Genomic DNA, 26,707 nt, shown 5'->3' with positions numbered 1-26,707 from the left:
TCAATCGTGGCGGGTCGTCCCGCCGAAAATCGGCTCACCCATGGTCGTCCATGGGGGAAAAAGCGGTTACGGCAGAATGCGTCCGGCACGGACTTCAAACAGGCGGTACAGCGCCTGGCGCAGTCGCTGCCAGCGGGTGGGCGTCAGTTCCATACCAGCACCTCAGCAGGCGTTGGGTTCCAGCCGTTGCAGGGGTTATTCAGCTGTGGACAGTTGGAGATCAAGACAATGACGTTACACTCGGCGCGCAGGTCGACGTATTTCCCCGGCGCGGAGATACCATCTTCAAACGTCAGCCCGCCCTCTGGCGTCACCGGCACGTTCATAAAGAAATTGATGTTGGCCGTGATGTCGCGTTTTTGCATACGGCCATCGTGCAGACAGGCGCAGAGGAAGTTATCGCGACAGCTGTGCATATGGCGTTTATCGAGGGCGTATCGCACGGTGTTGCTCTCCTGGGCGCAGGCCCCGCCGAGGGTATCGTGACGCCCGCAGGTATCGTCGATAATGGTCAGCAGGGGGTTACCGAGGCTGGAGTACAGGACGCTGCCACGCGTGAGATAGGCGTTGTTCTGACGGCGCAATGTGCGCTGCGCATCGTAACGTTCACGCGGGTTATCGGCATTGTAGAACAGCGTGTCGACCGCCTGGTTACCTTCCAGGTCGAGCAGGCGCAACGTCTGCCCTTGTTTCACCTCGAACAGGTACGGTTCACCTGCCGGGATCACGTGGCGAAATACCGCGTCTTGCACATGCTTTTCAGAGATCATGGTCATTTTACTGCTCCTTACAGGGCGAAAAGCCGGGTATTGGTCATGGCGCGTTCGTTTTCCGGGCGCGTCAGAAGCGCGTTAACGGCCCCCTCTTCATCCTCAGCCTGTCGCCAGCTCAGCGCGACCGGTCGTGGGGCATATTCCCGGGACGGATCCATCGGATGCTGCAGCGCGGTCATCACCACAAGCGTGTCCATGGGCGCGTACAGCTCCACGTAACTGCCCGACTGCGAATAGCCGCCGTGGAAGGTGAACTGACCGCGGTCATCGACGGTGACTTTGCTGAAGAAGTTGACCACCATCAGCAGATCTTCGAGATTGAGATCCCACTTCCCCATCTCCACCAGCAGGTTGTCCGTTCCGTTTCGGTAAAACCCGTTGCGCAGTTCCTGATAGCGTCCCTGGCCATACTTTTCAGTCACCTCGGCGGCGTTCAGTACGCCGCCAAACGGGTCATGCCAGCCGCAGGTATCTGCGGTGATGCCTGCCAGCACGCGTCCCATGTCGGAGTAAAAGCAGTGTCCGGCGGTAAGACGCGCGGTGTGCTGGCCTTTCAGGGTGTCGGGCAGGTTCAGACGTTCACTTTTCTCGTGCGGATTCAGCATCAGCAGGCTGACGTTTGCTCCACCTTCAATGTCGGTCATACGCAGGATCTGCCCGCGCTTAAGCACAAACGAGAGGTGACCGCCGCCGGGCAGGATCTCTTCGCGTAACATGGTCATGGTATTCACGGTGTTAACCCCTTAATGCATAAACGTTATCGGGAGCCGTTCCACTCAGCGCGGAGAGCCGCGTCTCGTTGAGCGGAATGTCGTAGGTAATACGGGCGCCAAAGGCGTTGGGCGCCTGCGGGTCGAGGCGCACTTTGTCGAACACCAGTAAGCGGGTGCCGAGGTTAAAGCCTTCCGAAAGATCGTGGGTGACCATAAAGACAGTCATGCGGGTCTCCCCCCACAGCTGAAGCAACAAGGCGTGCATATCTTTACGGATACCCGGATCCAGGGCGCCAAACGGCTCATCCAGCAGCAACACGCGCGGCTGCATGATGAAGGCCTGCGCAATGGCTAAACGTTGCTGCATACCGCCGGAAAGCTGGGCCGGGTATTTGTGCATCGCATGCCCGAGACCAACTTTTTCCAGCATCCCGGTAGCCCGCTCACGCGCCGCCCGTTTCTTTGCGCCAAACAGGCGCCCGAACAGCGGCGCTTGCGGCAGTTCGAGCCCTATGGTGACGTTATCCAGCACGCTGAGATGCGGGAAAACGGAGTAGCGCTGAAACACCACGCCTCGGCTGCTGTCCGGCTCGGCGCGCAGCGGTTTACCGTCGAGCGTAATGGACCCTCGGCTTGGCGCTTCCTGACCGAGCAGCAGGCGCAAAAACGTGGATTTTCCGCAGCCAGAGGCCCCCACCATTGAGCAGAACTCGCCCTCTTTCACCAGCAGATTGAGGCGCTCCAGCACCACGTGGTCGCCGTACTCCTGCCAGATATTGTTGATGGTGATAAAGCTCATGCCTTCCCTCCTTCCGCCCAGGGAAACCAGGTTTTATGTAACTGGCGCAGGGCCAGATCCATCAGCCAGGCCAGCAGCGTGATCCACAGGACGTACGGAATGATCACATCCATCGCCATATAGCGGCGCACGAGGAAAATGCGATAGCCCAGCCCGGCGGTTGAGGAGATGGCCTCTGCCGAAATGAGAAACAACCATGCCGACCCCAGCAGCAGACGCAGCGAGGTCAGCAGCCGCGATAACAGCTGCGGAAGTACCACGCGCAACACCAGCGTCCAGCTGTTGGCACCCAGCGTCTGGGCTTTGATCAGAATCTCCGGTGGGATTTCGCACGCGCGATGCTCCAGATCGCGCGCCAGCATCGGCGTGATGCCGATGACAATCAGCATCACTTTCGACAATTCATCCAGCCCGAAAACGATAAATAGCACCGGCAGGATCGCCAGCGGCGGGATCATCGACAGCACCGTCATCAGCGGCGAGAGCGACGCGCGCCACAGCGGGAAAACACCGGCGGTGACGCCAACACAGAGGCCGATGATCGAGGCGATGACCAGCCCCGTCAGAAGACGGGCAAGGCTCACCAGCGTATCCACCCAGAACAGATAGTCACCGCTGCGTTTATCCGGGGTAAACGCCATGCGTGATAGCGCGTCCAGCATCTGCTGCAGGCCAGGCAGCAGCTTGTCCTGCGGGTTAGCCTCCAGCCTGACCGCGGAACCGAAAAAGTATGCGGCCAGCAGCAGGACGAAAGGCAGCATCACGAGCATCAGCCGCATGCCGGGCGTGGGATGGCGATTAATTTGTCGCATGGATGTTCCGTCCGTTATCACAGCGTGCCGGCAGCGGCCATTTTCACGAAGCTGTCGTCAAAGCGCAGCTTCACGTTGCTGGCATCGCCCTGGGTGACATTGCCCGGGAAGCGCATGCCGATGAAATCCGCGCTTTGCGCCCCATCGCCCAGCAGCCCTTTATCGAACGAAAACGTGGCTACGCGCTGCATGGTTTTCGCCAGCTCCGGCGACGTTAAAAAGGCAATATTGTCCTGCGGGGTATAGAACAGGTGGGTTGTTTTCAGCTGCGCCTGATAACCGGCCAGATCGGTACCGGAGGCGGCGGCCATTGCGTTGAGCACGGTGGCATCCTGCGCTTTCATCAGCCCCATCATCTCGTACCATGCGCCGGTTAATGCTTTGCCAAGCGCCGGGTTGTCTTTCAGGGTTTCGCTGTTGACCACCATCATGTCGATAAGCTCACCCGGTACCTGAGAGGAGCTGAACACTTCTGTTGTTTTTGGCGTGCCTTTGATGACCGACAGCTGCGGGTTCCAGGCTACCGCCGCCTGCACATTTGCCGTGCCAAAGGCGGAGACGATATCCGCGTCAGACGTGTTTACCACGGTGACGTCTTTTTCGGCCAGGCCGGCTTTTTCCAGGCCGCGCACCAGCAGATAGTGGGAAACAGAGAGCTCAGGCAGGTAGACTTTCATCCCTTTCAGGTCGTTGAGCGTTTTGCCCTCGCCCTTCATCACCACGCCGTCGTTGCCTTCTGAATAGCTGCCAAGGATCAGCGCCGTGGTATCAACGCCGCCCGCGGCCGGTATGGTCAGCGCATCCATATTGGTCATGGTGCAGCCGTCAAACTGGCCCGCAGTGTACTGGTTGATGGATTCGATATAGTCGTTGAGCTGAACAACGTTGATTTTGATGCCGTATTTATCGGCCCATTTATCGATGATTTTGCTAGTGCTGAGGGTGCCCCAGGGCATCCAGCCGGCGTAGATGGTCCAGCAGACGTTGAACTCTTTCTTCACCGCAGCAAAGGTGGGGAGACTGACCAGCATCGCCAGGGAGAGTACCAGGGTGCGGAATAATGGCGTTTTCTTCATGCTTGACCTCTGAGTGGCACAAAATTAGGGGGCAGCGCGACACCTTCAGGTGCTGCTGTCTCCCGGGCTTTTGTCCCGCCGTGTAACCTCTCAGAGGTCGCCAGCTCTTGGACCAGTCATTCACCGCAGTGAACCGGAACCCTAGCCAGCTATTTTTCAAATTGTGGTGTGCTGCCCTTCAGTGTTAAGCGTTGCAAGGGATATGCCAGAATTTTTTATGTTAATTATTAAACTGTTAAGTCTGCCTGTGCAGGCTGTTTCACCGTTTTGGTGAGACACGGCGAGTTGAGTGCACCGTGCTGGTGCTCTTTGGGATGACGCGTGGTGCTGACGGCGTTGCCCACAGAACGTGTCTGCGACAGCAGGAAAGGCTCAACATGATGTGCTGGTTTTTGCCAGGTCTTTCATCATCGTCGTCGTCAGGCTGAGCTGCTCGCTTCCCATTTTACGTGACAATTTCTCTCTTGCGGACTGCCATACGGGGATCACGGATGTCAGAAGCGCCCACCCCTGCGCGGTCAGGCTAAGTTGTTTTCCACGGCGTCCGCGCCCCCCCGTTGATTCAATAACCCCACGGGACTCCATAATCCGTATGTTTCGGCTCAGTGTGGTTGCATCCACCCCGGCCTTTGATGCAAGCCCTGCCACCGTTTCATTTACGCCACCGCCGATCCCCACCAGCAGGCTGAACTGTTCTGCCGTCAATTCATAAGGTCTGAAGCAGGCGTTGTAATAACGCGTAATAGCCCGTGCTGTTGCACGTGCCTGATACGCCGGACAGGTCTCGGGGATGGTTTTTAGTAACGCCAGATCAACAGTGTTCATACTTTACGCTCGACAGATACGGTGAGATAAAATAGTGTATATACACTATTAACGCTATTCAAGGTATCATGATGCCCGCATTTATCCATATCAATTTACGTGTTATCGACCCTGCACGGCAGGCCAATCTTGCCCCTCGCTTCAGACTGGCACTTGAAGAGGCCGGCGGCAAAATTCTGCATTTTGGTCCTGTTGTCGAACTCCTTGAAGGCGATGAAGAACCGCTACCCTTTGCTGGCATTTTTGAGTTCCCTTCACTGCAGCAGGCGCTGGCGTTTTACCATTCGGAAAAATATGCCCCGATCAAAGCTGAACGCCAGCTGGCACAGCAGGCAAAAATGTTCGTTGTCACCACTGACTAAGCGTTTCGTTTCCTTGCCTGCGGTATCGTTTCCAGATTTCTCCACCCGTTCGCCAGAACCGGTGTAGAGTTTTTAAACACTGCATCTCTAAAAGGACACCGGCATCATGTTAAGCATCCTGGGCAAGACAACCTCGATCAACGTACGTAAAGTGCTCTGGACCTGCGAAGAAGCGGGTATCGAGTATCACCAGGAAGACTACGGCAGCGGTTTTGCCTCCACGCAAACCGCTGCCTTCCGCGCCCTGAATCCCAACGCCATGGTTCCCGTGCTGCTCGATGACGAGTTCGTCCTCTGGGAATCTAACGCAATCTGCCGTTATCTGGCCCGTAAAGCCGGCCGTGAGGATCTCCTGCCAACGGAACCGCAGGCCTGCGCCAACGTCGAACGCTGGATGGACTGGCAGGCAAGCGAATTCAACAATGCCTGGCGGTATGTCTTTCCGGCACTGGGACGCAATAACCCGGACTATAACGACCCGGAGCGTATTGCCGCCGGAATTAAAGCGTGGAACCACTGCATCGCTATTCTGGAGGAGCAGTTGCAACGCACTGCAGCCTATACGGCGGGCGAGGTGTTTACCCTTGCAGACGTGGTACTTGGTCTTTCGGTGAACCGCTGGAAAATGACGCCATTTGATAAGCCTGATGTGCCGGCAATTAACGCCTGGTTCGAACGGCTTAATCTGCGACCGGCATTTTTACGTCACGGGAATAACGGTATGGTGTAAGTTTTTCAGCCCACACACATTCAGCAAGGATATTTTATTTAATTACAAAACCCTGAATGCCGTTATCAGGAATAATAATTAAGCAATATCCTGGACAGCCCCTTGCACCGCTTTGCTAGCCTGAATAGTCAGGCAAAGCTCAACCCGGAGGTATTCTTGCTGATTAAACTCAAAAAAGAACGAACGCATCAGGAGGATCGCCTGCTCGCACTCTGGCTGGCGACCTCAGCAGGCTTGCTCAACGCCATCGCCCTCGGGGCATTTGGCTTTTTTCCCTCCCATATGACCGGCAATACCTCCCAATTATCCAGCGAAGTTTCCTCTACCGATCTGAATGATATTTTGTTCTTTGGCGCCATTATTCTGTCTTTTGTTGCCGGCGCAATCATGGCCCGTATCATCGTGTTATGGGGGGTTATCCATAATATCAGGCTGGTTTTTTGCCAGATACTGTTGGTCGAGGGATTATTACTGACCGGCGTTTCCTGTTACGAGATGTATTTCCATGCCCTCACGACTAACCGTGAAATTATTATCTTTCTTTGTGGTCTGATGGGGATTCATAATTCAACGTCGACCCAGCTTTCCGGCGGCCGGGTAAGATCAACCCATATTACCGGCACGCTGACGGACGCGGGAATATCCCTGGCCTCGGTCCTGGTGGCGATGCTCCGCCGGGATTATTCCAAAGATACGGCAGCGCAAAAAAGTCAGCTCAAAACCCACTTAACCACCATTTTCTCGTTTATTACCGGCGGTATCGCCGGGCTGATCCTGTTCAGGTGGATTGGGTTTAACGCCATGCTGGCGCTTGGGGTGATGCTCGTCGTTGTCGCCGCCTTTTCCATCATCAGCACCTCAGTGCGCGTTCGCCGGGTGCGCGCCGCCTTCAGCCGATAATGAGGGTCGCAGGCGTGAGGAGACGCTCACGCCATGTGACACTGTCACATTTTAAATTACGCTTTAGGACAATTCTGTCTGCCCCACAGCCAGCCCTTGCTCCATAAGGCTTAACCTAAGGTTGTCACTAATTTCATAGGGTTACTGATTTTCCCCCTTCGCTGGAACCCATCCCAAACGCTTGCTATAGGTCATCTACCCCTGCCGAAACATGGCATAACAACAGGCAACCCGTGGTTGCTATAACGCATGCGCACAGGGAGACACATCGCAATGCACCCATTACTCACACGTTCGCTGCTTTTTGTCGGCGCCATTATTGTGGTCGTTGCCCTCCTCACCTGGGGAATTGGGCTGGATACAATTAAGGCGCGTCAGGTTGACCTGATTTACCTCGGGCAACAGCATTTAATCCTGGTATTCTCCTCCATGTTCTTTGCCCTGCTGATGGGCATTCCCAGCGGCATTTTGTTGAGCCGCCCGTCAGCACGCGGTATCGCTGAATACGTGATGCAGATCTTTAACGTTGGTAATACCCTGCCGCCGCTGGCCGTTCTGGCGCTGGCAATGGTGGTGATTGGTATCGGTGATACGCCTGCGATTATCGCCCTGTTCCTCGCCTCGCTGCTGCCGATAGTGCGAAACACCTATGCCGGACTGTGCTCGGTTCCGGCGTCGTTACTGGAAGCGGCTAATGGCATTGGGATGACGAAATGGCAGCGTCTGCGCCAGGTCGAACTTCCCAACGCCTGGCCGGTAATGCTCTCCGGGATCCGCATTGCCACCGCCATCAACGTGGGTACCGCCCCGCTGGCCTTCCTGATTGGTGCCAGCAGCTACGGCGAACTGATTTTTCCCGGTATCTACCTCAACGACTTCCCGACGCTGATCCTCGGCGCGGCGGCCACCGCCCTGTTTGCTCTGATCCTCGACACCCTGCTGGCTGCGCTGGGTCGCGTGATGAGTCCACATCTCGCTCGATAACAATAACAAGGAGCTTTTATGAGACTGATATCCAGCCTGACGGCGCTGTGTGCCGCGGCACTGTTCACCAGCCAGGCGATAGCGGCCCCGCTGATCCTGGCGACCAAGAGCTTTACCGAGCAGCACATTCTCTCGGCCATGACCGTCCAGTATCTGCAAAAAAAGGGGTTTCAGGTCCAGCCACAGACCAATATTGCCACGGTCATTTCCCGCAACGCGATGATCAACAAACAAATTGATATGACCTGGGAGTACACCGGCACGTCGTTAATCATTTTTAACCACATCAACAAGCGCATGTCACCACAGGAGTCTTACGAGACGGTGAAACGCCTGGACGCGAAGCACGGTCTGGTATGGCTCAACCCCGCCGATATGAACAATACCTACGCCTTCGCCATGCAGCGTAAACGCGCCGAAGCGGAACACATCAATACCATGTCTGAAATGGTCGCAAAGATTGAGCAGATCCGTAAAACCGATCCGGATAAAAACTGGCTGCTCGGTCTGGACCTCGAATTTGCCGGACGCAGCGACGGGATGAAACCGCTGCAGGCGGCATACAACATGGAACTGGATCGCCCGCAGATCCGCCAGATGGACCCCGGCCTGGTCTATAACGCAGTGCGGGACGGTTTCGTCGATGCCGGGCTTATCTATACCACCGACGGGCGGGTAAAAGGCTTCGACCTGAAGGTGCTGGAAGATGATAAAGGCTTCTTCCCGAGCTATGCGGTCACTCCCGTGGTGCGTAAAGACACCCTTGACGCCAATCCGGGTCTGAAAGAGGCGCTGAATACTCTCTCCGCCCAGCTCAATAACGACGTTATCACCGAACTGAATAAGAAGGTGGATATCGACCATCAGTCACCGCAGCAGGTCGCCCGTGATTTCCTGCGTAGCAAACAGTTGCTGTAGGAGGCGCTATGGAGACGATTCACTACATTCTGGATAACTGGGACTATCTGTTAACCCTGACGCTGCAACACCTGTGGCTGGTGGCGCTGGCGGTTGGGCTAGCCATACTCATCGGCGTCCCTCTGGGGATTTTGATTGTCCGCCACAAATGGCTGGCGACGCCGGTGCTGGGGATTGCCACCATCGTGCTGACGATACCGTCCATTGCGCTGTTTGGCCTGATGATCCCGCTCTTTTCGCTGATCGGTCAGGGCATTGGTGCCCTGCCCGCTATCACGGCGGTGTTTCTCTACTCGTTGCTACCAATTGTGCGTAACACCCATACCGCGCTGGACAGCCTGCCGCCGGGCCTGCGTGAAGCCGGACGTGGTATCGGGATGACCTTCTGGCAGCGTTTGCGCTGGGTTGAAATCCCGATGGCACTGCCGGTGATTTTTGGCGGTATCCGCACCGCCGTCGTGATGAACATCGGCGTGATGGCCATTGCCGCAGTGATTGGCGCTGGCGGCCTTGGCCTGCTGCTGCTTAACGGCATCGGCGGTAGCGATATTCGAATGTTAATTGCGGGTGCGCTGATGATCTGTCTTTTAGCGATTGTGCTCGACTGGCTGCTGCATCGTCTGCAGGTCGTCCTGACTCCAAAGGGGATACGATAATGATAAAACTGGAAAACCTCACCAAACAATTTTCACAGAAACACGGCCAGAGCGTTAAGGCCGTCGACAACGTCAACCTCAACGTGCCTGAAGGGGAAATGTGCGTCCTCCTCGGCCCGTCAGGCTGTGGGAAAACCACCACCCTGAAGATGATTAACCGTCTGATCGCGCCAAGCAGCGGCACGATCCTGATTAACGGTGAAGACACCAGCGGGATGGATACCGTGACCCTGCGCCGCAATATTGGCTACGTTATTCAGCAGATTGGTCTGTTCCCGAACATGACCATTGAGGAGAACATCACCGTGGTGCCGCGCATGCTGGGCTGGGATAAAGCCCGATGTAAAACCCGCGCTGAAGAGCTGATGGATATGGTGGCCATGGACCCGCATAAATTTCTCAACCGCTATCCGCGTGAAATGTCCGGCGGTCAGCAGCAGCGTATCGGCGTGATCCGCGCCCTGGCGGCGGATCCTCCGGTACTGCTGATGGATGAACCGTTCGGTGCGGTGGACCCGATAAACCGCGAGGTGATCCAGAACCAGTTCCTGGAGATGCAGCGCAAACTGAAAAAGACCGTGATGCTGGTCAGCCATGACATCGACGAGGCCCTGAAGCTTGGGGATCGTATCGCCGTCTTCCGCCAGGGGCGTATTGTCCAGTGCGCCAGCCCGGACGAACTGCTGGCAAAACCGGCGAATGAGTTCGTCGGCTCGTTTGTTGGCCAGGATCGTACGCTCAAGCGTTTGCTGCTGGTATCGGCAGGCGATGTCACCGACCAGCAACCGACCCTCACCGTGCGGGGCTCTACCCTGCTTTCTGACGCCTTTGCGATCATGGATGACAACGATATTCGCGCCATTACCGTCGTGGACGATCGGGGTAAACCGCTGGGCTTTGTGAAGCGTCGGGAAGCGCGTAATGCCAGCGGCACCTGTGCCGATATCCTGCATCCGTTCCGTATGACCGGCAAAGCGGAGGATAACCTGCGCGTGGTGCTTTCACGGTTGTATGAGAGCAACACCAGCTGGATGCCGATTGTCGACGAAGAGGGCCGCTATAACGGTGAGATCTCGCAGGATTATATTGCCGAGTATCTCAGCTCCGGCCGTACGCGCCGGGCGCTGAATATTCACAGCGAGAGTTAAGCGAAAACACTCCGCCGGGCGGGCCAGACGTATGGCGCTGACCTGCCCGGCGACACGCTCCCCCACAGCGCATTTGCTCAGGCCGACACGGTTCATCGCACGCATACCTTTTGCTAACCCCGCGATTTCCCCTCACAATATTGTATCTCCCACGTTTAATTGCGGCCCATGCAACGTCTTCACGCTTATCCCGACATCCGCGCGATGTTTCGCAGACTTCTGATTGCCACCCTTACCGGCATACTGGCCGCGCTGGCCGTCGCGGTGTTCCGCCACAGCATGTATCTGCTGGAGTGGCTGTTTCTCAGTAACAACAGCGGCAGTCTGGTGAATGCCGCGGCGGCGTTATCTCCGTGGCGTCGCGCGTTGACGCCCGCGCTGGGAGGGCTGGCGGCGGGGTTACTGTTGTGGGGATGGCAGCGGCTTACGGCGCAACGTCCTCATGCGCCGACAGATTATATGGAAGCACTGGAGACGGGCGACGGCCAGTTTGATTATGGCTCGAGCCTCGTAAAATCCCTTGCGTCACTGCTGGTTGTCTCCAGCGGGAGCGCCATCGGCCGCGAAGGTGCCATGATCCTGCTTGCGGCGCTGGCCGCCTCCTTTTTCGCCCAACGCTTTACGCCGAAATCCGAATGGAAATTATGGATTGCCTGCGGAGCCGCGGCCGGGATGGCCAGCGCCTATCACGCGCCCCTGGCCGGCAGCCTGTTTATTGCCGAAATTCTGTTTGGCACGCTGATGCTGGCCTCGCTCGGGCCGGTGGTGATTGCGGCGGTGGTAGCCCTGCTTACCACGCGACTCTTAGCGCCCGGTGCCGGTACGCTCTATGACGTCCATCTGAGTGGCCTACTCAGTGCGACAGATTATGGCCTGCTTGTCGTGACAGGCCTGCTGGCGGGACTGTGCGGACCGCTGCTGATGTGGCTTATGGCGTTCAGCCATTCGTTATTTCTGCGTCTCAGGCTCTCGCCGCCCTGGCAACTGGCGCTCGGCGGAGCGATCGTCGGGCTGCTGTCGCTCCTGACGCCTGACGTATGGGGGAATGGCTACAGCGTGGTTCAGGCTTTTCTGCTCGCCCCACCGCTGCTGTCCGTGATAGCAGGTGTATTTATCTGTAAATTACTGGCGGTACTGGCAAGCAGTGGTTCTGGCGCGCCGGGCGGGGTTTTCACACCGACGTTGTTTGTCGGCATGGCCACAGGAATGCTGTTTGCACAACTCTTCGGGCTGTGGTTTCCGGGATCTGAAACGGTGATTTTGCTGGGGCTGGCAGGCATGGCGACGTTACTCGCCGCGACGACCCATGCGCCCATTATGTCTGCGTTGATGGTCTGTGAAATGACCGGGCAGTTTTTTTTGCTGCCCGGTTTGCTGATTGCCTGCGTGATCGCGTCCGTCTTGTCGCGGACGTTACGCCACGACTCGATCTACGGACAACATGCGACCGAGGGAAGAGAGATCGATGTACTGCGCTAATTCACGCTGTTCGGCACGCGGCAAATAAGGCAGCTCGCCCACCAACGGTCCCGGCAGTTTTTTGCTCAGCACGTCGATGATTTCCGCGTAGTGCGCCAGGCCCGGGTTGATACGGTTTGCGACCCAGCCAATCAACGGCAATCCGTCATTGGCAATCGCCTGCGCCGTCAGAAGCGCATGGTTGATGCACCCTTCCTGAATACCGACCACCATGATCACCGGCAGTTGCTCCTGCACCACCCACTCAGAAAGCGGGCGCAGATCGTTCATCAGGCTGCGCCATCCGCCGGTACCTTCCACCACGACATGGTCGGCCATCTCGCTCAGGTTCGCCAGACCGTCGGACAACAGGGTGTAATTAATCAGACCGCTGTGCGCCACGCTGCTTTCATCTTCGCTTAAGGCAATGGGATTGATCGCGTGATATGGCAGTTCCAGTGACGAGACGCTTTGTAACACCAGGGCGTCTTTATTCCGCAATCCTTCGGGCGTCTCTTTACTGCCTTTTGCGACCGGTTTGTACCCTGCAACGCGTTTACCGCTTGCTGCCAGAGCCTGTAGCAACGCGCGGGATACAACGGTCTTGCCGACAGAGGTATCTGTACCCGTAACAAAGAAACGCTTAAGCATGACTCATTCCACCTCTTGGGTATGCTTCGAAAATATAAACCAGAGAAATAATTCAGTGGGGGAAGTCTACGGGATGCGTGCGCTACCCAGCTTGAGATAGCGCAATTTTTCGTACATCTGCGGAAAAGAGTTAACCCTGTAACAGGCGGATCAGCAGCGAGCCGTTATACATGGCGTCCTTGACCAGGGCTGCACCAGCCATGGTGCCCTGATTGGAAAACTGGGTGCTTTCCACGGCAATATTTTTGCTGTAGGCCGGGAGCGCCTGTTGATGAATACAGGCCGAGATAGCCGGGAAGAGGATTTCCGCCGCCTGACTCAGCGGTGAGCCAATCAGGATTTTTTGCGGGTTGAAGAGATTCACCATAATGGCCAGAATGCGGCCAACGTTATTCCCCACTCCGGTAATAATATCCTTTGCCAGCAGATCCCCCTGACGCGCTGCGGCGCAGAGTGAATCGACGGTCAAAGGTTGTCCGTGCAGCGAAGAGCTCATGGACTGGCTGAGCCTGACCTGCGCCAGCTCCAGCACGCTTTCCACGCTGGCGATGGTTTCCAGACAGCCATGGTTGCCGCAGTAACAGCGCTTGCCGTAGGGATCGACCTGCGTGTGACCGATTTCGACCAGGCTACTGCTTCCGGCATGCAGAAGGCGTCCGTCGGTGATGACGCCCGCCCCGACGTTATGGTCAATCACCACCTGAATCACGTCCCTTGCGCCGCGGGATGCGCCAAACAGCGCCTCCGCCATCGTCCAGGCGCTGATGTCATGCTGAATATAGACCGGCACGCCGGTGTGATTTTTCAGCACCTCGCCCAGCGGCATCTCTTTAACATCGTCGTAGAACGGCATGCGGTGCACGATTCCATTTTCGGTATCAATAATACCCGGCATGGTGATCGCAATGGCCGTTAAGCGTTCAAGGCGTTGCTGATGGCGAATAAAGAAGTGATCGATATGGGTGACAATGGCATCGAGGAGCGATTGTTCAGCCTTGAGCGGCAGCTCCAGCCGGTCTTCTACCACCAGCTTGCTGCTTAGATCGCGCAGGGCAAGGAAGATCTCTCCCCGGCTAATGCGCAGTGACAGGTAGTGCCACGCCTCAGTCTCCACCACCAGGCCGACCGCCGGACGGCCGCGGCTGCCCGGCTCCTGAATTTCCGTCTCCTGGACCAGGTGGGCTTCCAGCATTTCACGAACAATCTTGGTAATACTGGCAGGTGCCAGTTGTGCCAGGCGCGAAAGATCGATACGCGAAACCGGGCCAAGCTGATCAATCAGGCGATAAACCGCGCCAGCGTTGGTCTGCTTAATCTGATCAATGTGCCCTGGCTGACTATCAGCAACCACCTCGTACTCCCTTATTTTCGAGCATCGAAATAAACTGTGGGCTATGGTGAAGCACTTCAATGGCCGTCGTCAAATATTTACTTAGCCATGTGATTTACTGCACATTTTTACCCACTTTTCCCTCTAAATATCGTCCTGCAGAGGCGCTTAACAGTTGTGCTTTAAACCGCTGCGCTGCGTGGCTCTGCTCATGATGTTTCGACCATACCAGCCACATTTCCGAAACAGCATCGTCTTCGGCGATAGCAACCCAGCGCATTTCACGCAATTGTACCCGTTTAAACGAGGCCGGAAGAATAGAGACGCCCAGCCCCGCCGCGACCAGCCCAATAATGGTCATCGCTTCCCCAACTTCCTGCGTAATGATCGGGGCAAGATCGTAGCGTCGTAACAGGCCCAGAATATCGTCGTACAGACCGGTACCTACCTGCGGGTCGAAAAAAACAAACGGCTCTTTTGCCAGCTCTGCCAGCGTGACCGCCGAACGCGAGGCGAGCGGATGATCGTGCGGAATCATTGCCATCAACGGTTCGCGCAGAATAACCTGCCACGCCAGCGTATCCGGGAGTTGGGTGTTACGCATCAGACCTAAATCAAGAGAACCTTCATTCAGCGGAGCGATTTGCTCGCGGGTATTAATTTCGCGCGTCTGAATATGCACATCCGGAAAATGCCGGCGAAACGACGACAGGGTCTGCGAAACAGCGCTGATAAACGGTGCAGACGAGGTAAACCCAATCCGCAACTCTCCGGTTTCCCCGAGATAAAGCCGCTCTGCCCGGGCTGCCGCCTCATCCACCATACTGAGAATTTGTCGGCTGTCGGCCAGAAATTGCTTCCCGGCCGCCGTCAGGCTCACGCTGCGGTTGGTCCGTGCCAGAAGGCGCGCCCCGACCTGTTGCTCAAGGATCTGGATCTGCTGGCTTAGCGGGGGTTGTGAGATATTCAGTCTTGCCGCCGCGCGGCCAAAATGAAGCTCTTCAGCGACGGCGACAAAGTAGCGCAGATGACGCAGTTCGATATTCATATTTTTAAAGTATCATTTGAGATTATTAATATATTAGACAGAATATTTACATTTTCCTACTCTGATCGTGTGGTCATACCCGTCACCCGAAACCACGGGGATGTTTAAGCAAGGACATTGTGTGAGTCGTACATCTACCATTGATATCGATCCGGCCAGAGATATTGATGATTTACCCGCAGCATCGCAGCCGGTTCAGTTCATTAAACGTGGTACCCCCCAGTTCATGCGCGTCACGCTGGCGCTTTTCTCAGCGGGTCTGGCAACCTTCGCCCTGCTCTATTGCGTTCAGCCGATCCTGCCCGTTCTTTCCCATGAATTTGGCGTATCGCCTGCCAGCAGCAGTATTTCGCTCTCCATCTCTACCGGCATGCTGGCGATTGGTCTGCTTTTCACCGGGCCACTTTCCGACGCCATTGGCCGTAAACAGGTGATGGTTACCGCCCTGATGCTGGCTTCGATTTGTACGTTACTCTCCACGATGATGACCAGCTGGCACGGTATCCTGGTGATGCGCGCGCTGATTGGGTTATCCCTGAGCGGTGTGGCGGCGGTCGGGATGACCTATCTCAGCGAAGAGATCCACCCGAGCTTTGTCGCCTTCTCTATGGGGCTGTACATCAGCGGGAACTCGATTGGCGGAATGAGTGGACGTCTGCTGAGCGGGGTGTTTACGGACTTCTTTAACTGGCGTATTGCGCTGGCGGTGATCGGCTGCTTTGCCCTTGCGTCTGCGCTGATGTTCTGGAGAATCCTTCCGGAATCACGTCATTTTCGTTCCACCTCCCTGCGCCCGAAAACGCTGTTCATCAACTTCCGTCTGCACTGGCGTGACAAAGGGTTGCCGCTGCTGTTCCTGACCGGCTTTCTGCTGATGGGCTCATTCGTTACGTTGTTTAACTATATCGGCTATCGCCTGATGCTCTCTCCGTGGCACCTGAGCCAGGCGGTGGTGGGTCTGCTCTCTGTAGCGTATCTCACCGGTACGTGGAGTTCACCTAAAGCCGGAGCGATGACGGCCCGCTTTGGACGCGGTCCGGTTATGCTGGTCTCTACGGCCGTCATGCTGCTCGGCCTGTTGATGACCCTTTTCGCCTCCCTGTGGCTTATCTTCGCCGGGATGCTGCTTTTCTCTGCCGGTTTCTTCGCCGCTCACTCGGTGGCCAGCAGCTGGATTGGGCCACGCGCTCGCCGGGCCAAAGGCCAGGCGTCGTCTTTGTATCTGTTCAGCTATTACCTCGGTTCCAGCTTTGCGGGGACGCTGGGTGGGGTGTTCTGGCATAACTATGGCTGGAACGGCGTGGGCGGTTTTATTGCGCTGATGCTCTGCGGGGCGCTGTTGGTAGGGACCCGTTTACACCAGCGGCTACACTGATTCAGGGTTTGAAATCGAGCGTGTAGTTTTCCCCGATACGCTCATCAGGTACCACTGGGAGCACATGATCGTCACTGGCAGACTGTAAGGCCGCAATGGCGGCCTTACACAGTTCCGGATCGCTGCCTTTTACCACCTGAATGTGGGTCACATAGGCCGCGCCTTTGGGCTGGTGAATCTTTAACGAGCAGAGCTTCCCTTCATACTGCTCTGTGGTCGTCATCCTTTGTTTCACTGTTTCCACATACGCAAACGCCCATGCGTGCGCAGAGTCTTCTTCGGTGTTGAACGGGATCACGTCATGATGATGTGTCTGGCACCCCGTCAGCAACACTGCAATCCCTACACTCACAACCTTGTTCATTTTCCATCCGGCAGTCGTTTTTTTTTAGGGTTATAACACAGCGTTACTGAACGAAATAGCACCAAACTCTAAGGGGTAATGGCTTGGATTCAGGCGGGAATTTTGATACTACTCACTCTTCATGCCTGAAACATCGCCTTGCAAAGAGAAAACGAAATGAGCGAAAACAGCCACTACCAACAACTCACCCGCACCTTCCAGCGCCTCTCCCGTTTCTCCCACCTCTCCGCCATCGCCAGCTGGGATATGTTTACCATGATGCCGCCGGGCGGCAGTGCCGCGCGCGGTGAAGCGCTGGCCGAAATGAGCGTTCTGCAACACCAAATCCTGACCGATAAAAAGGTGGGGGAATGGCTCACCGCCGCGGCCAGTGAGGACCTGAATGATATTGAACAAGCCAACCTGCGTGAAATGACGCGTCATTACCAGCAGGCGTCGCTGTTGCCGGAAGCGCTGGTGGAAGCCAAATCGCTGGCAGGCAGCAAATGTGAGCACGCCTGGCGTACTCAGCGCCCGGCCAATGACTGGCAGGGGTTTGCCGCCAACCTGAAAGAGGTCGTCAAACTGAGCCGTGAGGAGGCTCGCCTGCGTGCTGAAGCCAAAGGCTGCAGCCCTTACGACGCGCTGCTGGATATTTTCGAGCCGGACATGACCAGCGCGCGTCTGGACGTACTGTTCGCGGATATGAAATCCTGGCTGCCGGACCTGCTGGCAAACGTTGTGGAAAAACAGGCTCAGCAGTCGTTCGTTCCGCCGCAGGGCCCCTTCCCGACGGCAACGCAGCGTGAACTCGGGCTTGAAGCCATGAAGATGCTCGGCTTTGACTTTAACGGCGGTCGCCTGGACGTCAGTGCACACCCGTTCTGCGGTGGCGTGCCGGAAGATGTGCGCATCACCACGCGTTATGATGAGGACGAGCTGCTCAGCGCGCTGTTTGGCGTGATCCACGAAACCGGACACGCGCGCTACGAGCAAAACCTGCCGCGAACGTGGGCCGGTCAACCTGTCGCGCTGGCCCGTTCAACGGCGATCCACGAATCCCAGAGCCTGTTCTTTGAGATGCAGCTGGGGCGCAGCGACGCTTTCCTTAAACATCTCCTCCCTGCGGTTCACGCCCGTTTTGGCAGTCAGGCGGCGTTCAGTGAAGAGAACTTTATTGCCTGGAACCAGCGCGTGAAGCCGGGCTATATCCGCGTCGATGCCGACGAAGTCAGCTACCCGGCACATGTGGTGCTGCGCTATGAAATTGAACGTGCGCTGATCAATGGCGATATCGAGGTGGATGACATTCCGGCGCTGTGGGATGAGAAAATGCAGGCCTGGCTCGGGTTATCAACCAAAGATAACTACCGCAACGGCTGTATGCAGGACATTCACTGGACCGACGGCGGTTTTGGCTACTTCCCGTCCTACACGCTCGGCGCGATGTACGCCGCGCAATTGTTTCATGCGGCCAAAACGGCGCTGCCGGGTCTGCAGTCCTCCATCGCTGAGGGCGATTTCTCCGCCCTGTTTGACTGGCTGCGTCAGAACATCTGGCAGCACGGTAGCCGCTTCACCACTTCGCAACTGATTACCCTGGCGACGGGTGAAGAACTGAATATCCGTTACTTCCGCGAGCATTTGACGTCCCGTTATCTGTAATCCAGCGGCCGGAGTACGCTCCGGCCGTTTTCCCTTTGCGCACCCTTTACCGCCCTTTGTACATTCCGTTACACGCCGATACCAATCACTCACGGAAACCCCGAATTTACAGGGATATAGTTCTTTCAACGGCCCCGCAGTGGGGTTAAATGAAAAACCAAATTCGAGGGTATGAACATGAAAAAAGTATTAGCTCTGGTTGTTGCCGCTGCTATGGGTCTGTCTTCTGCTGCGTTTGCTGCTGAAACCACTGCTGCACCGGCTGCTGCTGCGCCAGCTGCAACGACGACTGCTGCTCCGGCAAAAACCGTACACCACAAGAAACACCATAAAGCCGCTAAACCTGCTGCAGAGCAAAAAGCGCAGGCTGCTAAAAAACACCACAAAAAAGCCGTTAAACAAGATGCCGCTAAACCGGCTGTAGAGCAGAAAGCGCAGGCTGCTAAAAAGCACCACAAAAAAGCGACCAAACCTGCTGTAGAACAGAAAGCCCAGGCGGCTAAAAAGCATCATAAAAAAGCAGTAAAACACGAAGCTGCTAAACCAGCTGCACAGCCAGCTGCGTAAGAGTACAAGCTTAACCGTGCCTTTCGGGGCACGTTGGTAAACCGGCGCTGAACCGGAAAGGTCCAGCGCCGTTTTTTTTATCCGGAGGGCGTATGCTGCGGCGCTATCGGTTTGAGCTGATTCTTATCCTGCTTATTTTATGCGCGCTCATCGCAAGCCATTTTTATCTTTCCTGATCGTAGCACGCTGATTTTACTCCCACTTTAGCGCTGTCCCGTCTATAGTATTTTCATAGGGTTCACTTTTAATAATCATAATTGCCCCCACCAGAGTGTGATATGCGTAAATCTGTTGTGTTGTTACTGGGAACGTTTGGTCTTTTTTCTGGATTCTCACATGCGGATGATGGCGGTGATGAAACCATTAGCGCGAAAGAGCTTAAAACGCTGTTTTTCGGTCATGACGATCGTACGCGCGTCGCCGATCCTACCCAGGCACCCTGGGACGCTATCGGGCAACTGGAAACCGCCAGCGGTAATTTATGTACCGCTACGCTGATTACCCCGCAACTTGCCCTGACGGCAGGCCACTGCCTGCTGACACCGCCAGACGGCAAGCCAGACAAAGCCGTTGCCCTGCGATTTGTGTCGCAAAAAGGGATGTGGCGTTATGAAATTCACGGTATTGAGGGACGGGTTGATGCTTCTCTCGGCAAACGTCTGAAGCCTGACGGTGACGGCTGGATAGTGCCTCCGTCAGCGGCATCCTGGGATTTTGGCCTGATCATTTTGCGCTACCCGCCCTCTGGCATTACCCCGCTTCCGTTATTTGACGGAGACAAAGCCGCGCTCACTGCCGCACTGAAAGCCGCCGACCGTAAGGTGACGCAATCAGGCTACCCTGTCGATCATCTGGACGCGCTTTACACCCACACGGACTGTATTGTCACAGGATGGGCGCAAAACAGCGTGCTCTCACATCAGTGCGATACGTTACCCGGTGACAGCGGCTCGCCGCTGATGTTAAAAACGGATAACGGCTGGCAGCTGATTGGTGTTCAAAGCTCTGCGCCAGCGGCAAAAGACAGATGGCGAGCAGATAACCGGGCCTTAGCCGTGACCGGTTTTCGTGACAAGCTGGAAGCACTGGCGCAGCAGTAACTCAGCACTGTCTGACCTGACGTAACGCCCTGATTGATTCAATCGGCATCGGCTGGCTGAACCAGAATCCCTGCAGCTGATCGCAGCCAGCCAGCCGTAACAATTTCATCTGCTTTTCGTTTTCCACCCCTTCAGCGACCACCGCCATGCCCAGGGCATTGGCGATCCTCACCGTGCCGCTCACCAGCGCCGCCGCTTGCTCATCGTTGTCCACCAGCCCGGCCAGTGATTTATCAATCTTAATGGTGTCGAAATTAAAACGCCGCAAATAGCCAATACTCGAATAGCCCGTGCCAAAATCATCCAGCGCCACCGCGGTGCCCAGCGCTTTAAGGTTGGCAATCGCCGTGCGGGCACGCTCGGGGTTTTCCAGCACATAGGTCTCCGTGACTTCGAGCTGGAGTCGCCTGGCCGGGAAACGGGTGCTTTCCAGAACCCAGGCCACTTTTTCTTCGAATTCAGGGTCGCGAAACTGCGCCGGGGAGATATTAACGGAGAGCTTTAATTCGCTGTACGGCTCCAGATCCTGGCAGGCACGCTGCAAAACAAACTGGCCCAGTTTGTAAATCAGCCCGCTCGTTTCCGCAATGGAAATGAAGGTATCCGGACCGAGTTCACCTTCCGGACGACGCGGCCAGCGAACCAGCGCTTCCACACTGCTCATTTTCTGACTGCGGGCGTCAATAATCGGCTGGTACCAGACCTCAAACTCGTCTCGCTCCAGTCCGTTACGGATCTGGTTTTCAATCGCAAGCTTGCGTTCCCGGGCGTTATTCAGCGCCGCGTCATAGTGGGTGACACGCCCTTTCCCGCTAATTTTGGAATGGTACATGGCGATATCGGCGCGGCGAAACAGCTCGGAACTGGTGCATTCAATCAGGGTTCCGCTGGCAATCCCGATGCTGGCGCCGATATGAATGGTGCGCTCCCCCAGACGAATAGGGGTATTGAGAAAATCCAGTACGGATTCGGCAAAGGTGGTCGCCAGCGCTTCTGCCCCTTCACCGCCGATGGTCATGGCAAACTCATCGCCTCCCATGCGCGCCAGCATCCCGCCCGGTGGAACGCATTCATTCAGCGTTTTGGCAATGGTCACAATGAGATCGTCACCGACGCTGTGGCCGTAAATATCGTTGACGTCCTTGAAGCCATCCAGATCGATAAACACCACGCTTTTGACGTCAATATCGCCACGCAAACTCACGCGGTCCAGCGCTTCAATGAGTGCGCGGCGGTTCGGCAGATGGCTTAGCCAGTCCGTTCTGGCGACCAGACGCGCCTGGCTTTCTCCGCGGGCCAGTTTGTACAGGCCCACACAGCTCACCATAATAAACAGCAGGATCAGCACCGATGCCAGCACCACTATCTGCGTAATATCGGATGATGCGGCCCGGGCCGCCTGCGCGCCAGGAAGGCGTGCCTGCCAGTTGAGGTACCCCAGTAACTCCCCTGCAGAGCTGCGCAGCGGCATACTCAGACTGTTGATTTTATCCGGGGTAAAGTTGAGGTTATCAATCTGAAAGGTCTGCCCCAGATCGGATAATATGCCGCTATTCAAATGGCGGGTAATCACCAGATAGCGGCGTGTATTGTCGTTAACCTGCAATCGCCCGATCATCGGTCGGATCAGCCCTATTCCGACAAACGCGACGCCGTGACGCGTTCGGGTGATCCCGGCATAAATATTCTTCTGGCTGGGTAATTCACGTCCGTGCTGCTGAATAAGCGCTTGCAGGCCTTTGCCAAAAAAATCGAGATTCGTCTCCGCAAAAGGCTGGCTTTGAAACGATCCCCAGATAACGTTGAAATGCTCATCCAGCACGAAAGTGCCGTCATAGAGGTTATTGACTTTAAAGCCCGCTCCCCAGGTGTTGTATAACCATTCGGTATCGAGCTTTGGGCGGTAGACCTCGCGTACCGCATCGTCCCAGACGGCATTATCAATCACCAGGGTCGAGACACGGTTAACCGACGTTTGTATCGCACCCTGCACGGAAAGCGTGGTGCGGTGCTCGTCAATTTCATTGGTTTTGGTGCTGATCAGGTGCAGAGATAAATAGAGCAGCGCGACAATGGAGATGATTAAGCCGATCCCCGCCATGAAGATCATGGCAAACAATGTTCTCGCGGTGGGAATATTGCGCCAGCTTAATGTGCGATACATTAGCCATCCTCTTCAATGTTTTGCTTTTTTTAAGAGTAATACAGGCAGCGAATTTCGCTGCCTGTAAATAATGGCTTAACGTGTATCAGGCGAGTTTTATCATGATCATGCCAGCAAGCAGCAATATCAGTCCAATCCAACCTTTGTTATTTAAACGCTGACCGAACAGCACCCAGCCGGCTGCCAGGGTGGCGGCAATACCAAACCCGCCCCACAGCGCATAGGCCACGGACAGATCGATACCCTTCACCGCCTGTGACAGGGCGCTGAACGCCCCCAGTACGGCGGCAATCGACAACAGTCCGTAAATTTTACGACGAAAACCGTCAGAGAATTTTAGCAGGACGTTCGCTAAAATCTCCAGCACGATGGCAAACCCCAACCAGGCCGCGTGGATCCATTCAAACTGCTGCATGGGTCTGCTCCTTCGGCTGCTTAGTCGGTTTGCGTGTACCCGATTTAATCAGCACGATACCTGCTACCAGCGTCGTTAACCCGGCAATCTTCATTGTTGATAATGTTTCGTCAAATAATAAGACGCTGAACAGGGTGATCAACAAAATACCGATCCCTTCCCACAGTGCATAGGCCACACCCAGCGCAATTTTCTTCACTGCAAACGACAGGAAAATATAGGAAAGTGAAATCATCACCAGCATTAAAATAAAGCCGGTATTGCCATCGCTGACGCTTGCCCATTTCATCGACAACGTGCCGGTAATTTCAGCGATAATAGCAAGGGCTAATAAAATCCAGTAAAACATGTTTTTCTCCTGCTTGAGAATATAATCCATCGTGGCCTGCTGCGTGCAGCAAACCCAAAAATATGAAATTAAATCAGACAGCTAAGCGCGTAGCGCCAGCTCAGGCAGAAGATGTGACTATAGCGCGTTGCGCCAGTGTTGCTCACCAGAAAGAAGGCAGAAGGAAGTGAAAAATACAGCGGTGTTGTTTGAAGAATACGTCCTGAACAAATTGTCCATAAAATTACAATTATCCGCGTTGTTGCTTCTCGTCTTTGCGGATGAAAATTGTCCTCGGTAGTTGAACACGCCAAATTTGTACCATAAGTAAGGCTTTTACTCAAAGTCTTTTCAATTCTTTACCCATCCCGTTTGATTTTGGTTAGTTTATTGAAACGGGTTTCGCCTTTATTATAAATAAAAATATTATTCAGGAACCCCCATGGCTAAACCCATCATTACCCTGAACGGGCTAAAAATTGTCATCATGCTGGGCATGCTGGTGATCATACTGACGGGCGTCCGTTTTGCCGCCGACATCATCGTGCCTTTTATTCTGGCCCTGTTTATTGCGGTGATCCTTAACCCGCTCATACAGCGCATGACGCGGTTCCGCATCCCGCGCGTGCTGGCAATCACGATGCTTATCAGCATCATTATTATTGCCATGGTGCTGCTGGTCGCTTATCTCGGCACCTCCCTGAATGAACTGACGCGAACGTTACCGAAATACCGCTCGTCGCTGGCGATACCGCTGTTGCAGCTTGAACCCTGGCTGCAGCGTGCGGGAATCGAAGTGTCCGTTGAGGAGTTGCTGAAGTACATTGATCCGAATGCCGCCATGACCCTCGTCACCGGCCTGCTGGCGCAGCTCTCTAACGCCATGACCTCGATTTTCCTGCTCTTTTTAACGGTGGTGTTCATGCTGCTGGAAGTGCCGCAACTGCCCGCAAAACTGCAGCAAATAATGGTCCGTCCGGTTGAAGGCATGGGGGCGATTCAACGCGCGCTGGATAGCGTCTCCCGCTATCTGGTCCTGAAAACCGCCATTAGCCTGGTCACCGGGGCCGTGGTCTGGGGAATGCTGATGGCGCTGGATGTCCGGTTTGCGTTCGTCTGGGGATTACTGGCCTTTGCGCTCAACTATATCCCCAACATCGGTTCGGTGCTGGCCGCTATCCCCCCTATTCTGCAGGTGCTGGTGTTCAGTGGGTTCTATGATGCGCTGATTCTGCTGGCCGGGTATCTGGTGATTAACCTGGTGTTCGGGAACATTCTTGAGCCACGCATGATGGGGCGTGGTCTGGGATTGTCCACGCTGGTGGTATTTCTGTCCCTTATCTTTTGGGGATGGCTGCTCGGCCCGGTCGGCATGTTGCTCTCCGTTCCGCTGACCATCATTGTGAAGATTGGCCTCGAACAGACGGCGGGCGGGCAAAGTATTGCCGTGCTGCTGAGCGATATGAGCCATAAGCCAGTCGAATAACCTCCGCAGATGCCTGCCTCGTCCCCCTTACCGGGGGTGACGAGACAGGCAGGCGTTACGGCCTTCGTGCGCGGCGCCCGGCGCACAACAAAATGGCTATTCGCGCCATCCCATTGCCGGTGCAACATGCTTCAGAATGGATTCGATAACATGCGCGTTGTAATCCACTCCGAGCTGGTTCGGCACGGTGAGCAATAAGGTGTCCGCTTCGGCAATCGCTTCGTCCTGTTTCAACTGCTCAATCAGCTTTTCAGGCTCAGCGGCATAGCTGCGTCCGAAAATGGCGCGCGTTTTCTCATCAAGGTAACCCACACTATCGCTGTCGTTCCGGCTTGCGCCGAAGTACATGCGGTCACGATCGTCCATCAGCGCGAAAATACTGCGGCTGACCGAGACGCGCGGCTGACGAGTATGCCCGGCTTCCGCCCAGGCCTGTCGGTAGGCGCGGATCTGTTTTGCCTGCTGAATATGGAATGGCTCACCGGTTTCATCATCTTTCAGGGTTGAGCTTTGCAGGTTCATCCCCAGTTTTGCAGCCCATACCGCTGTCGCGTTCGACCCTGCGCCCCACCAGATGCGCTCACGTAAACCTTCGGAATGTGGCTCCAGGCGCAGCAGTCCCGGTGGATTTGGGAACATGGGTTGTGGGTTTGGTTTTGCAAACCCTTCTCCGCGCAGCACCTCAAGCAGTACCTCGGTGTGTCGGCGCGCCATATCTGATTCGTTTTCCCCTTCCTGCGGGACATAACCAAAATGACGCCAGCCATCAATGACCTGCTCCGGAGAGCCCCGGCTGATCCCCAGTTGCAAACGTCCGCCGGAGATTAAATCCGCCGCGCCCGCATCTTCCGCCATGTACATCGGATTTTCATAGCGCATATCGATCACGCCAGTACCGATTTCGATGCTTTTCGTTTTCGCACCGATCGCCGCCAGTAAGGGGAACGGAGAGCTGAGTTGACGGGCAAAATGATGCACACGGAAATAGGCACCATCTGCGCCCAGCTCTTCAGCGGCGACGGCCAGGTCGATGGATTGCAACAGGGTGTCCGCCGCGGAACGCGTGCCGGACTGAGGTGACGGTGTCCAGTGACCAAATGACAAAAAGCCGATCTTTTTCATAACGAGATATCCTGATGATGCTTTGCGTTATCTCTACTTTACGCATTACCCGGGGAGAATAAATGCCCTTTATTTAACGGAATAATTCAAATAAATTGACTGAATTGAGCGGATCGCAATCACGCCCCATAATGAGATATAGTGCGTCTTTCTTTTTCCCTGGCAGGTAAAACCGGCAATGGCTCTGATCCCTAAAAACTACGCGCGACTGGAAAGTGGCTACCGTGAAAAGGCATTAAAAATCTATCCCTGGGTCTGTGGACGCTGCTCACGCGAGTTCGTCTATTCAAACCTGCGCGAGCTAACGGTTCACCATATCGATCACGATCATACTAATAACCCGGAAGATGGCAGCAACTGGGAGCTGTTGTGCCTGTTTTGCCACGACCATGAACACTCGAAATACACCGAAGCAGATCAGTACGGTACTACCGTTGTCGCGGGTGAAGACGCGCAAAAAGACATGGGCGTGGCCACTTTCAACCCGTTTGCCGATCTAAAAGCGATGATGAATAAGAAAAAATAATTCCCTAATATTGCCCCTCTTCGTCATATGGGCCTCACAGTTACAGGTAAAAGGATATGGATACACTCCGTTGCTACTGGGACGTTTTTTTCAATGCTTATGGCTCACTGCTCACGAAAACCGTGCTGGTATTACTGCTGGTGTGGTGGTGTCATCAAACCCTGCAGCGCTTCAGAAAAGAAGCCCCTGACGCTACCGGCCCCATTGCCGAGGCCAATGCCAGAGAACGCTACCACTGGCGCTATTTGCGGTGGGCTTTAAGTAGCATCCAGGGCATCCTTTCCCTGTATATTATAGGGTCGATTATTACGACGCTTTTTACGTAGCGGATACGGTTTCTGCCCTGAAGACGTCTCAGGTAGCCTCTGTATTTAACAGTCCGCATTGTCGATGATAAGCCGGGGGCGCATGTGCAGACTCGTTACAGTCCAGC

General features: G+C 55.4%; 29 protein-coding genes and 1 riboswitch. Of the genes, 15 read left to right on the top strand and 14 right to left on the bottom strand.

Annotation, left to right across the window (positions count from 1 at the left end):
* Window positions 1-143 precede the first annotated feature (143 nt).
* The 6 genes from L462_RS17305 to L462_RS17330 form a co-directional block, all read right to left on the bottom strand.
* On the bottom strand, window positions 144-776 hold the full coding sequence (locus L462_RS17305; RefSeq protein WP_032678057.1) for an urea amidolyase associated protein UAAP2: 633 nt from the start codon (window positions 774-776) through the stop codon (window positions 144-146).
* Window positions 777-787: 11 nt separating this feature from the next.
* On the bottom strand, window positions 788-1,495 hold the full coding sequence (locus tag L462_RS17310; protein ID WP_032679675.1) for an urea amidolyase associated protein UAAP1: 708 nt from the start codon (window positions 1,493-1,495) through the stop codon (window positions 788-790).
* A gap of 13 nt (window positions 1,496-1,508) precedes the next feature.
* Window positions 1,509-2,285, bottom strand: a complete 777-nt coding sequence (locus L462_RS17315) for an ABC transporter ATP-binding protein (protein ID WP_032678056.1) — start codon at window positions 2,283-2,285, stop codon at window positions 1,509-1,511.
* Window positions 2,282-3,097 (bottom strand): ABC transporter permease, encoded by an 816-nt coding sequence (locus L462_RS17320; RefSeq protein WP_014169869.1) that lies wholly within the window; start codon window positions 3,095-3,097, stop codon window positions 2,282-2,284. The genes L462_RS17315 and L462_RS17320 overlap by 4 nt, the downstream gene beginning before the upstream one ends.
* A gap of 17 nt (window positions 3,098-3,114) precedes the next feature.
* Window positions 3,115-4,173 carry a putative urea ABC transporter substrate-binding protein gene (locus L462_RS17325; RefSeq protein WP_014169868.1) on the bottom strand — a complete coding sequence of 353 codons (1,059 nt, stop codon included), beginning with the start codon at window positions 4,171-4,173 and terminating at the stop codon, window positions 3,115-3,117.
* Between the two features lie 57 nt (window positions 4,174-4,230).
* A riboswitch (guanidine-I (ykkC/yxkD leader) is annotated at window positions 4,231-4,329 on the bottom strand.
* 216 nt (window positions 4,330-4,545) lie between these two features.
* The gene (locus L462_RS17330) at window positions 4,546-4,998 is read right to left on the bottom strand and encodes a MarR family winged helix-turn-helix transcriptional regulator (RefSeq protein ID WP_032678055.1); all 453 of its coding nucleotides are present in this window, start codon (window positions 4,996-4,998) and stop codon (window positions 4,546-4,548) included.
* A 71-nt stretch (window positions 4,999-5,069) separates the two neighbouring features.
* Here L462_RS17330 and L462_RS17335 point away from each other — a divergent pair, with 71 nt between their 5' ends.
* The 8 genes from L462_RS17335 to clcB all read left to right on the top strand — a co-directional run bounded on the left by L462_RS17335 (window position 5,070) and on the right by clcB (window position 12,175).
* Complete coding sequence (locus L462_RS17335; protein ID WP_032678054.1) at window positions 5,070-5,360, top strand: DUF1330 domain-containing protein; 291 nt, start codon at window positions 5,070-5,072, stop codon at window positions 5,358-5,360.
* A gap of 106 nt (window positions 5,361-5,466) precedes the next feature.
* Window positions 5,467-6,090: a glutathione S-transferase family protein gene (locus L462_RS17340; protein ID WP_032678053.1), complete on the top strand. Its 624-nt coding sequence runs from the start codon at window positions 5,467-5,469 to the stop codon at window positions 6,088-6,090.
* Window positions 6,091-6,246: 156 nt separating this feature from the next.
* Window positions 6,247-6,990, top strand: a complete 744-nt coding sequence (locus tag L462_RS17345; RefSeq protein WP_032678052.1) for a YoaK family protein — start codon at window positions 6,247-6,249, stop codon at window positions 6,988-6,990.
* A 273-nt stretch (window positions 6,991-7,263) separates the two neighbouring features.
* Window positions 7,264-7,974 carry an osmoprotectant ABC transporter permease OsmY gene (gene osmY / locus L462_RS17350; protein WP_032678051.1) on the top strand — a complete coding sequence of 237 codons (711 nt, stop codon included), beginning with the start codon at window positions 7,264-7,266 and terminating at the stop codon, window positions 7,972-7,974.
* A gap of 18 nt (window positions 7,975-7,992) precedes the next feature.
* On the top strand, window positions 7,993-8,892 hold the full coding sequence (gene osmX / locus L462_RS17355; RefSeq protein ID WP_014169861.1) for an osmoprotectant ABC transporter substrate-binding protein OsmX: 900 nt from the start codon (window positions 7,993-7,995) through the stop codon (window positions 8,890-8,892).
* Window positions 8,893-8,900: 8 nt separating this feature from the next.
* Entirely contained in the window at window positions 8,901-9,548 is a 648-nt protein-coding gene (osmW, locus tag L462_RS17360; protein ID WP_014169860.1) for an osmoprotectant ABC transporter permease OsmW, read from the top strand.
* Window positions 9,548-10,696: an osmoprotectant ABC transporter ATP-binding protein OsmV gene (osmV, locus tag L462_RS17365; protein WP_014169859.1), complete on the top strand. Its 1,149-nt coding sequence runs from the start codon at window positions 9,548-9,550 to the stop codon at window positions 10,694-10,696. Before osmW ends, osmV begins: the two co-directional genes overlap by 1 nt.
* A gap of 168 nt (window positions 10,697-10,864) precedes the next feature.
* The gene (clcB, locus tag L462_RS17370; RefSeq protein WP_032678050.1) at window positions 10,865-12,175 is read left to right on the top strand and encodes a voltage-gated ClC-type chloride channel ClcB; all 1,311 of its coding nucleotides are present in this window, start codon (window positions 10,865-10,867) and stop codon (window positions 12,173-12,175) included.
* Here clcB and bioD read toward each other — a convergent pair.
* The 3 genes from bioD to L462_RS17385 form a co-directional block, all read right to left on the bottom strand.
* Window positions 12,110-12,805, bottom strand: a complete 696-nt coding sequence (bioD, locus tag L462_RS17375) for a dethiobiotin synthase (protein ID WP_014169857.1) — start codon at window positions 12,803-12,805, stop codon at window positions 12,110-12,112. The genes clcB and bioD overlap by 66 nt on opposite strands.
* 130 nt (window positions 12,806-12,935) lie before the next feature.
* The gene (mlc, locus tag L462_RS17380) at window positions 12,936-14,156 is read right to left on the bottom strand and encodes a sugar metabolism global transcriptional regulator Mlc (protein WP_020884286.1); all 1,221 of its coding nucleotides are present in this window, start codon (window positions 14,154-14,156) and stop codon (window positions 12,936-12,938) included.
* 94 nt (window positions 14,157-14,250) lie between these two features.
* Window positions 14,251-15,183, bottom strand: a complete 933-nt coding sequence (locus L462_RS17385) for a LysR family transcriptional regulator (RefSeq protein ID WP_032678049.1) — start codon at window positions 15,181-15,183, stop codon at window positions 14,251-14,253.
* Window positions 15,184-15,304: 121 nt separating this feature from the next.
* Here L462_RS17385 and L462_RS17390 point away from each other — a divergent pair, with 121 nt between their 5' ends.
* Window positions 15,305-16,558 carry an MFS transporter gene (locus L462_RS17390; protein ID WP_020884288.1) on the top strand — a complete coding sequence of 418 codons (1,254 nt, stop codon included), beginning with the start codon at window positions 15,305-15,307 and terminating at the stop codon, window positions 16,556-16,558.
* Between the two features lies 1 nt (window position 16,559).
* Here the strand turns inward: L462_RS17390 and L462_RS17395 are convergent, their stop codons facing one another.
* A complete protein-coding gene (locus L462_RS17395) occupies window positions 16,560-16,922 on the bottom strand; it encodes a cell envelope integrity TolA family protein (protein ID WP_025204320.1) in 363 nt (120 codons plus the stop codon).
* 156 nt (window positions 16,923-17,078) lie between these two features.
* On the opposite strand from L462_RS17395, the gene L462_RS17400 reads away from it, so the two are divergent.
* The 3 genes from L462_RS17400 to L462_RS17405 all read left to right on the top strand — a co-directional run bounded on the left by L462_RS17400 (window position 17,079) and on the right by L462_RS17405 (window position 20,233).
* Window positions 17,079-18,566, top strand: coding sequence for a carboxypeptidase M32 (locus L462_RS17400; protein ID WP_032678048.1), 1,488 nt, complete (start codon window positions 17,079-17,081; stop codon window positions 18,564-18,566).
* 177 nt (window positions 18,567-18,743) lie between these two features.
* A complete protein-coding gene (gene asr, locus L462_RS0123395) occupies window positions 18,744-19,133 on the top strand; it encodes an acid resistance repetitive basic protein Asr (RefSeq protein ID WP_032670412.1) in 390 nt (129 codons plus the stop codon).
* 278 nt (window positions 19,134-19,411) lie between these two features.
* Window positions 19,412-20,233, top strand: a complete 822-nt coding sequence (locus tag L462_RS17405) for a trypsin-like serine peptidase (RefSeq protein ID WP_020884292.1) — start codon at window positions 19,412-19,414, stop codon at window positions 20,231-20,233.
* 1 nt (window position 20,234) lies between these two features.
* Here the strand turns inward: L462_RS17405 and L462_RS17410 are convergent, their stop codons facing one another.
* The 3 genes from L462_RS17410 to mdtJ form a co-directional block, all read right to left on the bottom strand.
* Window positions 20,235-22,397: a bifunctional diguanylate cyclase/phosphodiesterase gene (locus tag L462_RS17410; protein ID WP_032678047.1), complete on the bottom strand. Its 2,163-nt coding sequence runs from the start codon at window positions 22,395-22,397 to the stop codon at window positions 20,235-20,237.
* Between the two features lie 85 nt (window positions 22,398-22,482).
* The gene (gene mdtI / locus L462_RS17415) at window positions 22,483-22,812 is read right to left on the bottom strand and encodes a multidrug/spermidine efflux SMR transporter subunit MdtI (protein ID WP_014169849.1); all 330 of its coding nucleotides are present in this window, start codon (window positions 22,810-22,812) and stop codon (window positions 22,483-22,485) included.
* On the bottom strand, window positions 22,799-23,161 hold the full coding sequence (gene mdtJ / locus L462_RS17420; protein ID WP_025204323.1) for a multidrug/spermidine efflux SMR transporter subunit MdtJ: 363 nt from the start codon (window positions 23,159-23,161) through the stop codon (window positions 22,799-22,801). Before mdtJ ends, mdtI begins: the two co-directional genes overlap by 14 nt.
* Before the next feature lie 421 nt (window positions 23,162-23,582).
* Between mdtJ and L462_RS17425 the strand changes: the two genes are divergently transcribed.
* Complete coding sequence (locus tag L462_RS17425; protein ID WP_014169847.1) at window positions 23,583-24,626, top strand: AI-2E family transporter; 1,044 nt, start codon at window positions 23,583-23,585, stop codon at window positions 24,624-24,626.
* 96 nt (window positions 24,627-24,722) lie between these two features.
* On the opposite strand, the gene L462_RS17430 is transcribed toward L462_RS17425, so the two are convergent.
* Window positions 24,723-25,748: an LLM class flavin-dependent oxidoreductase gene (locus L462_RS17430; RefSeq protein WP_014169846.1), complete on the bottom strand. Its 1,026-nt coding sequence runs from the start codon at window positions 25,746-25,748 to the stop codon at window positions 24,723-24,725.
* 178 nt (window positions 25,749-25,926) lie between these two features.
* Between L462_RS17430 and yajD the strand changes: the two genes are divergently transcribed.
* Together yajD and L462_RS17440 are read left to right on the top strand one after the other, a co-directional pair.
* Window positions 25,927-26,274 (top strand): HNH nuclease YajD, encoded by a 348-nt coding sequence (gene yajD / locus L462_RS17435; RefSeq protein ID WP_014169845.1) that lies wholly within the window; start codon window positions 25,927-25,929, stop codon window positions 26,272-26,274.
* A gap of 56 nt (window positions 26,275-26,330) precedes the next feature.
* On the top strand, window positions 26,331-26,600 hold the full coding sequence (locus tag L462_RS17440; protein ID WP_032678046.1) for a hypothetical protein: 270 nt from the start codon (window positions 26,331-26,333) through the stop codon (window positions 26,598-26,600).
* Window positions 26,601-26,707: the final 107 nt, after the last annotated feature.

This window comes from Enterobacter sp. BIDMC 26, from assembly GCF_000534435.1.
GTDB lineage: Bacteria > Pseudomonadota > Gammaproteobacteria > Enterobacterales > Enterobacteriaceae > Enterobacter > Enterobacter ludwigii.
The sequence above is the reverse complement of the archived record's forward strand: the minus strand, read 5'-3'. Positions and strand labels throughout refer to the sequence as shown.

What these genes read in the sequence shown, in the direction of transcription:
- L462_RS17305 (WP_032678057.1), bottom strand. Translation starts at nt 776, where the DNA reads ATGACCATGATCTCTGAAAAGCATGTGCAAGACGCGGTATTTCGCCAC.
- L462_RS17310 (WP_032679675.1), bottom strand. Translation starts at nt 1,495, where the DNA reads ATGACCATGTTACGCGAAGAGATCCTGCCCGGCGGCGGTCACCTCTCG.
- L462_RS17315 (WP_032678056.1), bottom strand. Translation starts at nt 2,285, where the DNA reads ATGAGCTTTATCACCATCAACAATATCTGGCAGGAGTACGGCGACCAC.
- L462_RS17320 (WP_014169869.1), bottom strand. Translation starts at nt 3,097, where the DNA reads ATGCGACAAATTAATCGCCATCCCACGCCCGGCATGCGGCTGATGCTC.
- L462_RS17325 (WP_014169868.1), bottom strand. Translation starts at nt 4,173, where the DNA reads ATGAAGAAAACGCCATTATTCCGCACCCTGGTACTCTCCCTGGCGATG.
- L462_RS17330 (WP_032678055.1), bottom strand. Translation starts at nt 4,998, where the DNA reads ATGAACACTGTTGATCTGGCGTTACTAAAAACCATCCCCGAGACCTGT.
- L462_RS17335 (WP_032678054.1), top strand. Translation starts at nt 5,070, where the DNA reads ATGCCCGCATTTATCCATATCAATTTACGTGTTATCGACCCTGCACGG.
- L462_RS17340 (WP_032678053.1), top strand. Translation starts at nt 5,467, where the DNA reads ATGTTAAGCATCCTGGGCAAGACAACCTCGATCAACGTACGTAAAGTG.
- osmY (WP_032678051.1), top strand. Translation starts at nt 7,264, where the DNA reads ATGCACCCATTACTCACACGTTCGCTGCTTTTTGTCGGCGCCATTATT.
- osmX (WP_014169861.1), top strand. Translation starts at nt 7,993, where the DNA reads ATGAGACTGATATCCAGCCTGACGGCGCTGTGTGCCGCGGCACTGTTC.
- osmW (WP_014169860.1), top strand. Translation starts at nt 8,901, where the DNA reads ATGGAGACGATTCACTACATTCTGGATAACTGGGACTATCTGTTAACC.
- osmV (WP_014169859.1), top strand. Translation starts at nt 9,548, where the DNA reads ATGATAAAACTGGAAAACCTCACCAAACAATTTTCACAGAAACACGGC.
- clcB (WP_032678050.1), top strand. Translation starts at nt 10,865, where the DNA reads ATGCAACGTCTTCACGCTTATCCCGACATCCGCGCGATGTTTCGCAGA.
- bioD (WP_014169857.1), bottom strand. Translation starts at nt 12,805, where the DNA reads ATGCTTAAGCGTTTCTTTGTTACGGGTACAGATACCTCTGTCGGCAAG.
- L462_RS17385 (WP_032678049.1), bottom strand. Translation starts at nt 15,183, where the DNA reads ATGAATATCGAACTGCGTCATCTGCGCTACTTTGTCGCCGTCGCTGAA.
- L462_RS17395 (WP_025204320.1), bottom strand. Translation starts at nt 16,922, where the DNA reads ATGAACAAGGTTGTGAGTGTAGGGATTGCAGTGTTGCTGACGGGGTGC.
- L462_RS17400 (WP_032678048.1), top strand. Translation starts at nt 17,079, where the DNA reads ATGAGCGAAAACAGCCACTACCAACAACTCACCCGCACCTTCCAGCGC.
- asr (WP_032670412.1), top strand. Translation starts at nt 18,744, where the DNA reads ATGAAAAAAGTATTAGCTCTGGTTGTTGCCGCTGCTATGGGTCTGTCT.
- L462_RS17405 (WP_020884292.1), top strand. Translation starts at nt 19,412, where the DNA reads ATGCGTAAATCTGTTGTGTTGTTACTGGGAACGTTTGGTCTTTTTTCT.
- L462_RS17410 (WP_032678047.1), bottom strand. Translation starts at nt 22,397, where the DNA reads ATGTATCGCACATTAAGCTGGCGCAATATTCCCACCGCGAGAACATTG.
- mdtI (WP_014169849.1), bottom strand. Translation starts at nt 22,812, where the DNA reads ATGCAGCAGTTTGAATGGATCCACGCGGCCTGGTTGGGGTTTGCCATC.
- mdtJ (WP_025204323.1), bottom strand. Translation starts at nt 23,161, where the DNA reads ATGTTTTACTGGATTTTATTAGCCCTTGCTATTATCGCTGAAATTACC.
- L462_RS17425 (WP_014169847.1), top strand. Translation starts at nt 23,583, where the DNA reads ATGGCTAAACCCATCATTACCCTGAACGGGCTAAAAATTGTCATCATG.
- L462_RS17430 (WP_014169846.1), bottom strand. Translation starts at nt 25,748, where the DNA reads ATGAAAAAGATCGGCTTTTTGTCATTTGGTCACTGGACACCGTCACCT.
- yajD (WP_014169845.1), top strand. Translation starts at nt 25,927, where the DNA reads ATGGCTCTGATCCCTAAAAACTACGCGCGACTGGAAAGTGGCTACCGT.
- L462_RS17440 (WP_032678046.1), top strand. Translation starts at nt 26,331, where the DNA reads ATGGATACACTCCGTTGCTACTGGGACGTTTTTTTCAATGCTTATGGC.